General features: G+C 34.0%; 14 protein-coding genes. 5 read left to right on the plus strand and 9 right to left on the minus strand.

Translation table 11 applies throughout. The features are described 5' to 3' along the window. Positions 1-55 precede the first annotated feature (55 nt). A complete protein-coding gene (locus H0I26_RS02615) occupies positions 56-2,812 on the minus strand; it encodes a zinc-dependent metalloprotease (protein ID WP_218700890.1) in 2,757 nt (918 codons plus the stop codon). An 87-nt stretch (positions 2,813-2,899) separates the two neighbouring features. Here H0I26_RS02615 and H0I26_RS02620 point away from each other — a divergent pair, with 87 nt between their 5' ends. Beyond that, the gene (locus tag H0I26_RS02620) at positions 2,900-3,433 is read left to right on the plus strand and encodes a hypothetical protein (protein ID WP_218700891.1); all 534 of its coding nucleotides are present in this window, start codon (positions 2,900-2,902) and stop codon (positions 3,431-3,433) included. Between the two features lie 32 nt (positions 3,434-3,465). Here the strand turns inward: H0I26_RS02620 and accC are convergent, their stop codons facing one another. From accC to pdxA, 6 genes are all read right to left on the minus strand, one after another. Next, entirely contained in the window at positions 3,466-4,818 is a 1,353-nt protein-coding gene (gene accC, locus H0I26_RS02625; protein ID WP_101015708.1) for an acetyl-CoA carboxylase biotin carboxylase subunit, read from the minus strand. An 85-nt stretch (positions 4,819-4,903) separates the two neighbouring features. Next, a complete protein-coding gene (accB, locus tag H0I26_RS02630) occupies positions 4,904-5,383 on the minus strand; it encodes an acetyl-CoA carboxylase biotin carboxyl carrier protein (protein WP_101015709.1) in 480 nt (159 codons plus the stop codon). 32 nt (positions 5,384-5,415) lie between these two features. Next, the gene (locus tag H0I26_RS02635; protein WP_218700892.1) at positions 5,416-6,411 is read right to left on the minus strand and encodes a beta-ketoacyl-ACP synthase III; all 996 of its coding nucleotides are present in this window, start codon (positions 6,409-6,411) and stop codon (positions 5,416-5,418) included. A gap of 174 nt (positions 6,412-6,585) precedes the next feature. Continuing rightward, entirely contained in the window at positions 6,586-6,786 is a 201-nt protein-coding gene (gene rpmF, locus H0I26_RS02640; RefSeq protein ID WP_027879374.1) for a 50S ribosomal protein L32, read from the minus strand. Between the two features lie 9 nt (positions 6,787-6,795). After that, positions 6,796-7,335 carry a YceD family protein gene (locus tag H0I26_RS02645; RefSeq protein WP_218700893.1) on the minus strand — a complete coding sequence of 180 codons (540 nt, stop codon included), beginning with the start codon at positions 7,333-7,335 and terminating at the stop codon, positions 6,796-6,798. A 72-nt stretch (positions 7,336-7,407) separates the two neighbouring features. After that, the gene (gene pdxA / locus H0I26_RS02650; protein WP_218700894.1) at positions 7,408-8,454 is read right to left on the minus strand and encodes a 4-hydroxythreonine-4-phosphate dehydrogenase PdxA; all 1,047 of its coding nucleotides are present in this window, start codon (positions 8,452-8,454) and stop codon (positions 7,408-7,410) included. A gap of 66 nt (positions 8,455-8,520) precedes the next feature. Between pdxA and H0I26_RS02655 the strand changes: the two genes are divergently transcribed. Then, positions 8,521-9,111, plus strand: a complete 591-nt coding sequence (locus H0I26_RS02655; protein ID WP_218700895.1) for a riboflavin synthase — start codon at positions 8,521-8,523, stop codon at positions 9,109-9,111. On the opposite strand, the gene H0I26_RS02660 is transcribed toward H0I26_RS02655, so the two are convergent. Both H0I26_RS02660 and H0I26_RS02665 read right to left on the minus strand, forming a co-directional pair. Continuing rightward, positions 9,100-9,315 (minus strand): PID-CTERM protein-sorting domain-containing protein, encoded by a 216-nt coding sequence (locus H0I26_RS02660; RefSeq protein WP_101015714.1) that lies wholly within the window; start codon positions 9,313-9,315, stop codon positions 9,100-9,102. The two genes, H0I26_RS02655 and H0I26_RS02660, sit on opposite strands and share 12 nt — an antisense overlap. Positions 9,316-9,528: 213 nt before the next feature. Further along, complete coding sequence (locus tag H0I26_RS02665; RefSeq protein WP_218700896.1) at positions 9,529-11,073, minus strand: hypothetical protein; 1,545 nt, start codon at positions 11,071-11,073, stop codon at positions 9,529-9,531. Between the two features lie 149 nt (positions 11,074-11,222). On the opposite strand from H0I26_RS02665, the gene H0I26_RS02670 reads away from it, so the two are divergent. From H0I26_RS02670 to leuD, 3 genes are read left to right on the plus strand one after another with little or no spacing between them, the layout of a single operon-like run. Continuing rightward, positions 11,223-12,398 (plus strand): 2-isopropylmalate synthase, encoded by a 1,176-nt coding sequence (locus tag H0I26_RS02670; protein ID WP_218700897.1) that lies wholly within the window; start codon positions 11,223-11,225, stop codon positions 12,396-12,398. 1 nt (position 12,399) lies between these two features. Beyond that, a complete protein-coding gene (gene leuC / locus H0I26_RS02675) occupies positions 12,400-13,782 on the plus strand; it encodes a 3-isopropylmalate dehydratase large subunit (protein WP_218700898.1) in 1,383 nt (460 codons plus the stop codon). Between the two features lies 1 nt (position 13,783). Beyond that, positions 13,784-14,374 carry a 3-isopropylmalate dehydratase small subunit gene (leuD, locus tag H0I26_RS02680; protein ID WP_218700899.1) on the plus strand — a complete coding sequence of 197 codons (591 nt, stop codon included), beginning with the start codon at positions 13,784-13,786 and terminating at the stop codon, positions 14,372-14,374. Positions 14,375-14,378 lie beyond the last annotated feature (4 nt).

A 14,378-nucleotide genomic window follows, 5' to 3' on the forward strand; every position in this document is an offset into this window, starting at 1 on the left:
TAAAAAAACTCCGAAAGAGATTTCGGAGTTTTTAATTTAAGTTCTAAAGTGTGTTTTATTCAACTACAATCTTTTTAGTAATTGTTCTTCCGTTATTTTTTATATTAAGTAAATATATACCAGATTCTACATCTCCTAAGTTTAAAGACTTATTAAAATCACCAGTTATTTTACTATACTTATTTTGTAAAATACTACGTCCTCTAATATCAAAAACTTCTACATCAACATCTCCTGAAACATCATTAAACTTGATGGAAAACTCTCCATTATTTGGATTAGGATATACTGAGATATTATTTGCTAGATCAAATTGATCTACAGACAGTACTGTTGTTTCACAAATTTCTATTGACCAATTATTTAAAGTTCCTGTATTTCCTGATACAAAATCAACAACAGCAAGATTCCAACCTCCAGCAGAATTCAATCCATTGAATATATCTCCTAAAGAATTTACAGGAGCAAAAGTCCCTGTTGTTGGCGATCCACAGTTAATAGGGGCACCAGCATCATCAAAAGTTATACTTAATGAGTCTCCGTTACAATCAAAAATCCAAACATTAACAAAAGCATCATTTGTATTTACATCTGGGTGTTGAAACTGAAGAAGAATCTCACCCGTATTTGGATGTGTAACATCTGCAGTTATAGTAATGCTTGAAATAGTATTACTATCTGAAATATCAATAGAGTTAAATAGCGGTGTCCCTGCTACTGGCGCCGCAGTTGTCCCAGCCCCATCAGGAATGGCTAATCCTAAATTTTGTGCAGATGAATACGTTGTACAAATTGTTGTTACTGTTGTGCCTATTGAAAAATCTGACGTATTAACATTGAAGAAAATATTTCCAGCTCCCTCAACCATAATGCGACAAAAAGAAGCTTGAACATTTGGAACGATTATATCGTGTGATCCATCATTAGCAACGTTTGTAGCTAAAACGGTATCAAAAGTAACACCTCCGTCAGTAGATAATAATATATTAACATTAGGTGTATTTACTCCTGGGGCAACTGCTGTCCCAGCAACATCCCATGTTATAGTTTGAGTACTTCCTATTGACCAAGACAATCCACTAGCATTTTGAGATGTTACAAGAAATGGTCCATCCGTGTCATCAACCGTAGCTATCATATTATCTACAGCCGTTTGACCACCATTAGGATCATTATCTCTTACTGTTAGTCTGAAATTTTCTGTTCTTCCTACAGATGCTAATTTTTCCCACGTTGTAGATACACCGCCATTGCTCACAACATCAACTAACCTTGGAATAAATCTTGTTGCATTTGATGTCCCTTCAAAAGACCTAACTAAAGGTCCTGTTGTATTTGTTTCTAATGGAAGTCCTGCTGCACCTAAATCATATTGCTCCCAAGTATAAGTATGCGAAGTAGTTCCATCAACATCCGTTGACGTCCCTGTTAATTTAAAAGGTGTAGATTTAGGTATCACATAATTTAATCCTGCTTCTGCTGTAGGAGCACTATTTCCTGTCGCGATTTGAGTGGCACATTGACTAACACCTGAAGAAATATTATCCCAGATCATCTGTAAACTTTTTTGATGAAAATAGGCATCACTATTTGATTGTACATTTTGAGGGGCACAAATACCAGCGTACGCCATGATTGTAGACCCACTTCCTGGTTCGTAAGCATTGGAAGCTGTTCTATTATTTCCAGCACAATTACCCGAATCACCATTAAATGTATGTGGAGCACCAAATTGATGTCCTAATTCATGAGCAACAAAATCGATATCATACGCGTCCCCAACCGGGTTTGGTAAACCTGTTATTCCTCTGGCCTTAGTATTAGTATTACAAGGTGAGTTTAATTGTGCTAATCCTCCTCCTCCTGTAGAAAAGGTATGTCCTATATCAAAGTTAGCAGATCCAATTAAAGCTGTAATCTGAGCTTGACTCTCATCTATTAAATCATTAGAATCATTATTTGTAAAATTATCACTATCAATAAAAATAATACTTTCATTATTAGCCACCAATGTCATCGTAACAGACAAATCTCTTTCGTAAATAAAATTATTTCTATTTATAGTAACTACCATAGCTGCTAAAACGGCTGCTCTTTTAGTTGCTTCTGTAGCTGTGCTAGGTATCCCTGCAGCCATCCAGTGAAAAGCAGCATATTCAATTGTACAAGCTAACGCTAGTCTAAAATCCCTCATGATTCCGTCGTTAGCATTAAAGACTCTATTTGAACCCACTTGATCTTCTACTTCCACAGCGTCATCTATAACATCACACGTCCAATTTTGATTTAAAATAGGTAAATCTTTTTTGGCATAAACAATATAGTTTTCTCCACTTTTTGTATACGGATCAATATATTCCATACCCACATTCTCATTAAATGATATCGTATGTAATCCCTGTGGTGTAATACTAAACCTCATCGTATTTACTGGATTCTCTATACTTTGACCAACATAAGTTGTAATGTTAGAATACTTTTGTTGTAATTCTGGCTCCATCATAGAAGCCTCCATAACATCAAAAACTTCAAGTGTACCATCGGATGTTGGAAAACTCATAAATTTAGAGGAAGCAATATTACTCTCAAATCTTTTTGGTGCATCGCTTAGATAGGCTTTTAGCCCAGAAATGTCCAATTTAAAGAATGCTGATTTAACAGGTTCCGATTTTCTAATGGTCAATTCACCTTTCACAACTTCAGCCTTAGAGGTCGTTCTCCAAAAATTCTTACCTTTTTGAGCATAAGAATTAGAGGCAAATGAAAATAACACTATTAGTACAATTAAATTTTTAGCGTAAAAATGTTTCATATAATCTATAATTTTGTTCTATTTTGTAAATATAATTGCATCTTTTGTAATTAACAATCAATAATAGTTAAAGTAATATATATTAATATGAGAATTTCACATTTATTACCTGTTTTTTTTATTTTTTTTCAATGCAATTCACCAAAAAACACGATTTCACAATCACAATTAAAAAAAGATACAGTTCTTTCAAACTGTCCAGATGACGGTACTTGCACCTTTAATGTTATTAAAAATAAGTCTATTGAAATAAAAAAAGACGAATTTGGAGCCACCTATTTAAATACTTACGACAGTGACAAAATACTTTTAAAATTTGAATATAATAGAAACGCACTAGACAATATAGAAGACTCTAATTACACAGAAATAGTCTATATTCAAATTAATGAAAATTCAGAAAAACTTGAACCTATTAACAAGAACTTAAGTTCCGAGAAGAATACGGTCTTTTTTGGTCGACTTTGTTTTTGTAGAGGGCAGACAGGATATTACCATATTAATCAAGGTGAATTAGATTTAACCAAGATTGAAAACGACTTATATCAAATAAACCTGGAGTTTAATACAGATGAAGTTCCACAAGTAATAAATAAAATAGCTGAAGTTTTTAAACTATAAAAAAAAGCGACTTTTAAAAGTCGCTTTTTTTATTATTCTTCTATTTGTTTTTCTATAACAAAATCTTCCATAAATTTAGTGGTGTAATTACCAGCTATATAATCTGGATGATCCATTAATTGTCGATGAAACGGAATTGTTGTTTTGATACCTTCGATAACAAACTCATCTAAAGCACGTTTCATTTTACTAATAGCCTCTTCACGTGTTTGCGCAGTTGTAATTAACTTAGCAATCATTGAATCGTAATTTGGTGGAATACTATAGCCTGCATAAACATGCGTATCTAATCTTACACCATGACCACCTGGAGCATGTAACGTTGTTATTCTTCCTGGTGACGGGCGAAAATCATTAAACGGATCTTCTGCATTTATACGACACTCAATTGAGTGCAATTGTGGTAAGTAATTTTTACCAGAAATTGGTACTCCGGCAGCAACTAATATTTGCTCACGGATTAAGTCAAAATCAATCACTTGTTCAGTAATTGGGTGCTCTACTTGGATACGAGTATTCATTTCCATAAAGTAGAAATTTCTATGCTTATCCACTAAAAACTCAACTGTTCCTGCGCCTTCGTATTTAATGTACTCTGCTGCTTTTACAGCTGCTTCACCCATTTTTTTACGTAATGCTGTTGTCATAAAAGGAGAAGGTACTTCTTCCGTTAACTTTTGATGACGACGTTGTATAGAACAATCTCTTTCTGATAAATGACATGCTTTTCCTGTACTATCTCCTACAATTTGGATTTCGATATGACGTGGCTCTTCAATAAGTTTTTCCATGTACATGTCATTATTTCCAAAAGCAGCTTTAGATTCCGCACGAGCAGACTCCCAAGCGTTTTGCAAATCTTCTTCCTTCCAAACCGCACGCATCCCTTTACCACCACCACCGGCAGATGCTTTAAGCATTACTGGGTAACCAGTTTCTTTAGCAACAATGATACAATCTTCAAAGGTCTCAATAATACCTTCACTTCCTGGAACAACAGGTACACCTGCAGCAATCATTGTTGCCTTAGCGTTAGCCTTATCTCCCATTCTGTTAATCATATCTTCTGAAGCACCAATAAATTTAATTTGGTGTTCTTCACAAATTTTAGAAAACTTAGCGTTTTCAGATAAAAATCCGTAACCTGGGTGTATCGCGTCAGCATTTGTAATTTCTGCTGCTGCAATAATATTAGACATTTTTAAATAGGACTCACTACTAGCTGCAGGTCCAATACAAACTGCTTCATCAGCAAATTTGACGTGTAAACTTTCAGCATCCGCAGTAGAATATACTGCAACGGTCTTTATGCCCATTTCTTTACAGGTTCTGATAACACGTAAGGCTATCTCTCCTCTATTGGCAATTAATACTTTTTTAAACATCTTTTTTAAATTAGATAATTAGACGATGGGATTATTCGATTTTAGAGTATTTGTTACAAACACTTTAATCTCTAATAATCTAAAATTAAGATGGGTCTACTAAAAATAATGGTTGATCAAACTCTACTGGAGAAGAATCGTCCACTAATATTTTAACGACTTTACCTGATACTTCAGATTCTATTTCGTTAAATAATTTCATAGCTTCGATAATACAAAGTACATCTCCTTCTGCTATAGTCTGTCCTACCTCTACAAACAACGGTTTGTCAGGAGATGGTTTTCTATAAAAAGTACCAATAATTGGAGACTTAACAGTAATATATTTTGAGTTTTCGTCTTCTACGGGAGCCACCACCTCTGTTGCTACAGGAGCTACAGGTGCAGGTTGCATTGCTTGTTGCATCGGCATTTGACCTTGCATTGGCATATGCTGTACGTACGTCGTTTCTGTATCAGAACCTGTTCTGATCGTGATTTTAACGTCGTCAGTTTCTAATTTAACTTCACTTGCACCAGATTTGGCTACAAATTTAATTAAGTTTTGAATGTCTTTTAAATCCATAATTATAAGTTATTAATTCAGTTTTAGTTAGTTTAAGAGTTGTAGGCCCATTTCAAATAAATAGATCCCCACGTAAATCCCCCTCCAAAAGCAGCAAATATTAAATTGTCTCCTTTTTTAAGTTTTGATTCAAAATCATAAAGTAGTAATGGTAATGTTGCAGAAGTTGTATTACCATATCTATGAATATTTTTTAAGACTTTATCGTCTTCTAAATTCATTCGTTTAGCTGTAGCGTCTATAATACGCATATTAGCTTGGTGTGGCACTAACCATGATACATCATCATTGGTTAAATTATTACGTTGCATTATTTTTTCGCAAACGTCGGCCATGTTGGAAACCGCAAATTTAAACACTGTACGTCCATCTTGATGTACAAAGTGTTGTTTGTTATCTATGGTTTCTTGTGAAGGCGGTGTAATTGATCCACCAGCTTCAATTTTTAAAAATTCTCTTCCAGAACCATCACTTCTCAAATATTCATCTTGCAGCCCTAATCCTTCTGTATTAGGTTCCAACAATACTGCACCTGCTCCATCACCAAAAATGATGCATGTAGAGCGGTCCGTATAATCAATAATAGAAGACATTTTATCTGCTCCTATTAATAAGACTTTTTTATAACGTCCTGATTCTATATAACTTGTTGCCGTAGATAGCCCATAAAGAAAGCTTGAACATGCTGCTTGCAGATCATATGCAAACGCGTTTGTTGCGCCTATTTCAGTAGCTGTATAAACAGCTGTCGAAGCGACAAGCATGTCAGGTGTTGCTGTTGCAACAATGACTAAGTCAATTTCTTTAGGATTTATATTTTGTTTTTTAAGCAGATCTTTAGCTGCGTTAATGGCAAGGTATGATGTTCCTTCACCTTCTAATTTAAGAATCCTACGCTCTTTAATTCCTGTTCTTGATGTAATCCATTCATCGTTTGTATCTACAAGAGTTTCTAGAACCTTATTAGACAAAACATAGTCTGGTACGTAACCACCAACAGCAGTTATTGCAGCAGAGATTTTGCTCATATTTTAGTTATTTTCGTCAAAAAAAGGTCAAAAACGACCTAAATTGACTTAATTATAATAAAATTAGTCTTTTCAGACCATTTTTATGCAAAGTAAATGCTTTTTAACGTAAAGAAAAACAAATCATAAAAAAAACGCCCACAAGTGAGCGTTTTTCTATATGCATGCATAGTATTATGCTACGTTTTCTTCTACTGAATTGTCAATTAAAACTTGACCTCTGTAGTAAAGTTTTCCTTCACTCCAGTGCGCTCTGTGGTATAAATGAGCTTCACCAGTTGTTGGGCAAGTTGCAATTTGTGGCGCAGTTGCTTTGTAATGTGTTCTTCTCTTATCTCTTCTTGTTTTCGAGATTTTTCTTTTAGGATGTGCCATTTTATATTATTATTTATCCGTTAATAGTTTTTTTAATGTATTCCAACGAGGATCGGTTTCCTCTTTGTCTTCTTTTTTATCTTTTAGCCTTGGGCTAAGTTCATCTAATTTATCAAGTATGTCAGAATCTAATGTTCCGTCTTCAACTCCTGGATGTATACGTTTACTTGGCAACGCTAATACAACAGACTCATATATATATTGCTGAACATTAATCTCATACTCTCCATGAGTAATAATTAATATATCAATATAATCATCATTATATTCATCTCCAAATTTAACTACCAAATCAAAACTAGTTTCTATTGGCAAGTCAAAAGGTTCGTTTGTAACATCACAATTGACGTTTACAGTTCCTGAAATTTCAAAGTTTAACTCCAATAAAGTTGATTTCTTTACAAAAGTTAAATTTACTTTAATATCACATGAGTTAAAATCCTCATACTCAAAGTGATTAAAGAACGTTTGATCTATACTATAATCAAAAAGATGTTTTCCTTCTCTTAAACCTACAAATGGTATTGTAAATTCTTTTAATTGCTTCATTACCACATCTATTTTGAGCCTGCAAATATATAAAAATTTCTTTAGTATAAAGACTTATAAACATTTTTTTGTTTATATCTTTCTTTTCGAATAGCCCAAAGGGTTTTTAGTAAGCTCCTGATACTCGTTTCTATTTTTAAAAATATGTATTCCTGTAAAAATTGCTTCCTTAAAAGAACCAGTGTCTGCAATCCCTTTCCCCGCAATTTCATAGGCTGTCCCGTGGTCTGGAGAGGTTCGCACTCTGTTTAAACCTGCCGTGTAATTTACACCTTGCCCAAACGATAATGTTTTAAAAGGTATTAATCCTTGGTCGTGATATGAAGCTATTATCGCGTCAAAATTTTTATAATTGTTTGATCCAAAAAAACTATCTGCTGCATATGGGCCAAATATAAGCTTCCCTGAGTCTTTAATTTTTTGAAGTGTTGGTCTTAAAACAGTATCATCCTCTGTTCCTATAACACCATTATCTCCAGTATGTGGATTAATACCCAAGACTGCAATTTTAGGTTTATCAATTTGAAAATCTTGCTTAAGCGAATTGTAGACTGTATTAATTTTCTCCTCTATTAGCTTTGGCGTAATATGCATGGCCACATCCTTAACAGGAACATGATCCGTAAGCAATCCAACTCTAAGGCCATCGGCAACCATAAACATAAGACTATTTCCTTCTAATTCCTGATTAAGATAATCTGTATGTCCCGGGAATTTAAAGGTCTCGGACTGTATGTTATGCTTATTTATAGGCGCTGTTACCAAAAGATCTATTTCTTCCTCTTTTAAAGATTTTGTAGCTTGCTCTAAAGACGTAATTGCGTATTCTCCGATTTTTGGATCTTCTTGTCCAAAATTAATAGCTACATTTTCTTTCCAGCAATTTAAAACATTAACACGCCCAGGTAGTGCCTGACTGACATTTTGGATTCCGTTTAAGTTAATATCTAATTTAAAATGAGTTTTTACAAAACTCATCGTTTTGATAGAGGCAAAAATAATAGGTGTACAAAAATCTAACATTCTATTGTCTTCAAAAATCCTCAAAACAACTTCTGCCCCGATACCGTTTAAATCGCCTATAGAAATTCCTAGTTTAATATTTTCTTCTTTCTTCATTAATACTACTAACTATTGTTTGTAAATTTACCAAAGCAAATTTAACTAAATAATACCATTAAGTTTATGTTTACAGGAATAATTGAAACACTGGGTACGGTCAAACAATTATCAACTATAAAAGATAATTTAGATATTACTATTGAAAGCACTATTACTAGCCAACTAAAAATAGATCAAAGTGTTGCACATAACGGCGTTTGCTTGACTGTTGTCGAAATCAATGATAACCAATATAGAGTGACAGCAATTAAAGAAACTTTGGACAAAACCAATATTGGAGATTTACAAATAGATGACTTTGTAAATATTGAACGTGCTATGAAACTTGGAGACCGACTAGATGGTCACATAGTACAGGGCCACGTTGATCAAACAGCGACTTGTATTGAAGCTAAAGACACTAACGGAAGTTGGTTATATACTTTTGAATACGACCCAAAACTAAATAATATAACCATAGAAAAAGGGTCTATTACTGTAAACGGAATTAGTCTAACGGTTGTTAATTCTCAAAAAAACAGCTTTAGCGTTGCTATTATACCCTACACACATGAGCACACTAATTTTAAACAATTTAAAATTGGGACAAAAATTAATTTAGAATTTGATGTCATTGGAAAATACGTGAAGCGCCTTAACGAATTAAGCCTTTAAAGATTTCTTCAAAGAAATTAATTTATAGACACCGTAAACAATACCAACAACCACCAATATAATTAACCCACCATCTATAGGAAGACCTGGTGGTGGAACTCGGGCAGACTCCAATGGCGCCGGTGGTGGCGTCCCTTGAGAGACACAAACTGTGCTTATTAATAAAAACAAGACTAGTGCTGATAATGATTTATTTGTCTTCATTGCTGATTTGAGAGTGTAAATGTATGAAAAAAACTATGCTATCAAAACTTTTAAATCTCTTTTTTATTAAAAAACAACTATAAACCGCTGTTTTTTACCGACGAAATACTGCTTTTATTCGTTTCAATCATCAATTAAACGCTCGAGAACACTAATAATTGTACAGCAAAAACAATTCCAAAAATCTAAATCTATATTTTAGACACTAAAAACCTAAGTATATAGTGCCAAATACTTATCTCTAACTATTTGTCCTACTGGCTTATTCTCAATCTTACTTTCCAGCCAGGAAATAACATCCAAATATAAAAAAGCACGACGTTCAAAAGGATGATCTTCATACTGCTTCAACACTTCTAGTAGTTTTTTAAATTCCTTTTTAATATCCTGAGGATAGACATCTTGTAATCCTCTAATAAATTTTATCATCTCTTTTTGAACCTCATGCAAGTCATTCATTTTAATCAAAAACTTATACGTGCTTCGTAATAATGTTTCTAAATGATAATCCAAACCAGCTTCATAATGCGCTACCAAATTTAATACTCGAGAAAAACACAACAAATCTTCTCTCATAGACAATTCTTTATTAGAAATTATCTTATCTAAGTATCGGATACACTCCTTATTGTTACCCGCACCAAAATGCAAACTAGCAAACTTGTAATAAAAAACCATTTTATGATGTGCATCAATTTTGTTACTATACACGGTTAATTTTTTTTCTACTTCAGGAATTAAGACTAATCCCTCTTCAAAACTTCCATCTATAAAAAATTGATTTATCTTATGAAAATTACCATATAAAAAAACTAAAGATGCTACATTTTCATCCTTAGGGAAATCAGACTGTTCTACAATCTCATAAAAACCAGAAAGCTTAGCCATAAACTTCGGCTTGTTTTTAATAAAATATAAAGCTTCTAATAAATAATTATTCCCTTTTAAAAAGAAAACAGGATTTAAACTTATCATATTAGGGTTTTCATAAAACAAGTCCACCCATTTCAATGCATATTTATAACAATTTAAAAAATCTTGCATCAAAAAGCTATACCACAAATGCGCCTTATAATACCAAAGTTTTTCTCTAAACCCTAGATTAGACAGTTCAACTTTAGGCAACCTATCATTAAAATACTTAGTAACAGCAACACTCTCTTCTTCATTTTTTACATAACCTGTTTTTAAAATGATGCTATATAATTGCAAAGACAAATTTGATAGCTTACTCGCAATCACATTTAACTCACTTAACGCTTTAGCCTGAATCGTCAATTGATCCGCACGCGTGCTAATACTCCTAGTAATATATTGGGATTCAATTATTTTTTCGAGCTCAACAATTTCAAACGCTAAATTTTTTTCTTCATTTAAAACAGCTAACTCTTTTGCTTTATCCAAAATCTTTAAGCTTTGTTTATATAACCCTTTGTGATATAAAATAGACGCAAAATCCAATTGCTCTCTAATTTGAGAACGAATGTTTTGATGAGAAGGATTTAATTTTAAGCTTATTAAAACCTGTTTATACAAGTGCGCTTTCACATTAGCCAATTGTTGTTTTTTAACCACATCTGTTTTAAGAATAGCGGCCTCGTCGTAAACCCGAGCCTTATCAAGAAAATTAAATAAATTTAAAAACTTAGAATCAGAGTTCACCCCAAGCCGACCTACATACAACTTAAATTGACGCTTTTCGGACTTAGTTAAAGACTTAACTAGTAAAAATAAATTATCTTTTTGCCCTTTAGTCATAAACCTAATCTTTGTATAAATCACTGATTTACAGTGTTTTAGTTTTGTTTTCATTAATTGAACATCGTAACACTTCCAATATCGGTCATCTACAACGGATAACCAAAGTATACATTAGTAATTCAAAAGAAAAATAATTCTCTCTTAAAATGTCAAAAAACACAATTCAAATATTTGATACTACTCTACGTGATGGCGAACAAGTGCCAGGATGTAAGCTAAACACCGAGCAAAAAGTAGTCATAGCTAAGCAATTAGACTTACTAGGTGTCAATGTCATAGAAGCAGGCTTTCCCGTCTCAAGTCCTGGCGATTTTAAATCGGTAGAAGAAATATCAAAGATAGTCAAAAACGCTACCGTTTGCGGTTTAACAAGAGCTGTCGAAAATGATATAAAAGTAGCAGCCGAAGCACTAAAACATGCTAAACACCCAAGAATACATACAGGAATTGGTACTTCTGACTCGCACATACTCCATAAATTTAAATCTAATAAAGACGCCATCATCCAACGTGCTTATGACGCTGTAAAATATGCTAAATCTTTTGTTGAAGATGTTGAATTTTATGCTGAAGACGCCGGACGTACCGATAATGAATATCTAGCAAGAGTTTGCGAAGCTGCAATAAAGGCGGGCGCAACTGTATTAAACATACCAGACACAACAGGCTATTGTCTACCTAGTGAATATGGCGCAAAAATTAAATATCTAAAAGAAAACGTAAAAGGTATCGAAAATGCCATTTTATCTTGTCATTGCCATAACGACTTAGGATTAGCCACAGCAAACTCTATAGAAGGCGTTATTAATGGCGCAAGACAAATAGAATGTACCATAAACGGAATTGGAGAACGCGCAGGAAACACCGCTTTAGAAGAAGTGGTAATGGTACTAAAACAACATCCTTACCTAAATTTAGACACTACCATTAAGACCGAAATGCTATACGGACTAAGTCAAATAGTATCTGACAGCATGGGAATTTACACACAACCAAACAAAGCTATTGTAGGCGCCAATGCATTTGCACATAGCTCTGGAATACATCAAGATGGTGTTATTAAAAATCGTGAAACTTACGAAATCATTAATCCAAAAGATGTAGGAGTAACCGAGTCAGCTATCGTATTAACAGCTAGAAGTGGTCGTGCTGCTTTAGCCTATAGAGCTAAAATTGTAGGATACGATTTAACAAAACTACAACTAGACGATGTTTACGCTAACTTTTTAAGTTTTGCTGATAGAAAAAAAGAAATAAACGATGGCGATATCCATCAAATAATCGAAACCAGTAACGTTTATCAACAAATAATTTCAGCTTAAAATGGGAAAAACATTATTTGACAAAGTTTGGGACGCACATGTCGTTGACACCATAAAGGATGGCCCACAAGTACTTTATATTGACAAACACTTAATACACGAAGTTACGAGTCCACAAGCTTTTAACGAGTTAGAACGAAGACAAATTCCGGTGTTTCGCCCAGATCAAATTGTAGCTACTGCGGACCATAACACACCGACTTTAGAACAACATCTACCAATAAAAGACGAATTATCAAGAAAGCAACTGAAACAACTTTCTGAAAACTGTAAAAAAAACAACATTACACTATACGAACTAGGTCATAAATACAATGGAATAGTGCATGTAATGGCTCCAGAATTAGGGATCACGCAACCAGGAATGACCATTGTATGTGGCGATAGTCACACCTCAACACATGGCGCTTTCGGCACCATTGCTTTTGGTATCGGAACTAGTCAAGTCGCACAGGTTTTTGCGAGCCAATGCCTATTATTAACCAAACCCAAAAGCCTGAGAGTATCCGTTAATGGTACACTTAAAAATGGGGTTTTACCTAAAGATGTTATTTTATATATCATTGCTAAACTAGGGACAAACTCGGGCACGGGCTATTTCTGTGAATACGCTGGAAATGTCTTTGAAGAGATGTCAATGGAAGGCCGAATGACTGTTTGTAATATGAGTATTGAAATGGGCGCTCGAGGCGGAATGATTGCCCCAGACCAAACCACTTTTGACTATGTAAAGGGCAAAGAATTTGCGCCTAAAGGAGAGGCATTTAACAAAAAAGTAGACTATTGGAAAACACTACCAACAGATACGGATGCCATTTTTGATAAAGAATACAGCTTTGACGCAGAAGATATTGAACCAATGGTAACTTATGGAACAAACCCAGGAATGGGAATAAAAGTAACCGAAAACATACCTACTTTAAATGATGCTTCTTTCGAGAAGTCTTTACAATACATGGACTTTAAAAAAGGAGAATCTTTAATAAACAAACCAATAAACTATGTGTTTATTGGTAGTTGCACAAATTCTAGAATTGAAGATTTTAGAGTTGCAGCAAACTACATAAAAGGAAAACAAAAAGCAAATAACGTTACGGCTTGGCTAGTACCAGGAAGCAAACAGGTTGAAGCTCAAATAATAGAAGAAGGTTTAAAAACCATTTTTAATGATGCTGGTTTCGAACTTAGACAGCCGGGTTGCTCTGCTTGCTTAGCCATGAATGATGACAAAATTCCGCAAGGAGAATATTGCGTCTCTACCTCAAATAGAAATTTTGAAGGCAGACAAGGACAAGGCTCAAGAACTATTTTAGCCAGCCCCTTAGTCGCAGCCGCGACAGCTATTGAAGGCAAGATTGTGGATATAACCAAACAATTAAATTAAGATGGAAAAGTTTACAACATTACAATCTCAAGCTATTCCGTTAGCCATAGAAAACATAGATACTGATCAAATTATTCCTGCTCGTTTCTTAAAAGCAACAGACCGTAAAGGATTTGGTGACAATCTTTTTAAAGATTGGCGCTTTAATAAGGACGACTCTAAAAATGAATCGTTCTCTTTAAATAACATCAAATATTCTGGTAATATTTTAGTTGCTGGAGATAATTTTGGTTGCGGTTCTAGTCGTGAGCATGCCGCTTGGGCTTTGAGCGATTATGGTTTTAAAGTTATTGTATCAAGTTTTTTCGCAGATATATTTAAAGGGAACGCGCTAAATAACGGACTATTACCTGTTCAAGTTTCAGCAGAATTTCTAAAAGTACTATTAGACGTCACAACACAAAAACCTGAAACGATACTAGAAGTCAATCTTGAAAACCAAACAATATCAGTTAAAGACACCTCCTTTAAAGAAACTTTTGATATCGACGCCTACAAAAAAACATGTATGATTAATGGCTATGATGATATTGACTACTTACTAAGTAAAAAAGAAACAATTGCAGCTTTTGAAGCTAAAAAAACATACTAATCAA

This window comes from Olleya sp. HaHaR_3_96, assembly GCF_019278545.1.
Taxonomy (GTDB): domain Bacteria; phylum Bacteroidota; class Bacteroidia; order Flavobacteriales; family Flavobacteriaceae; genus Olleya.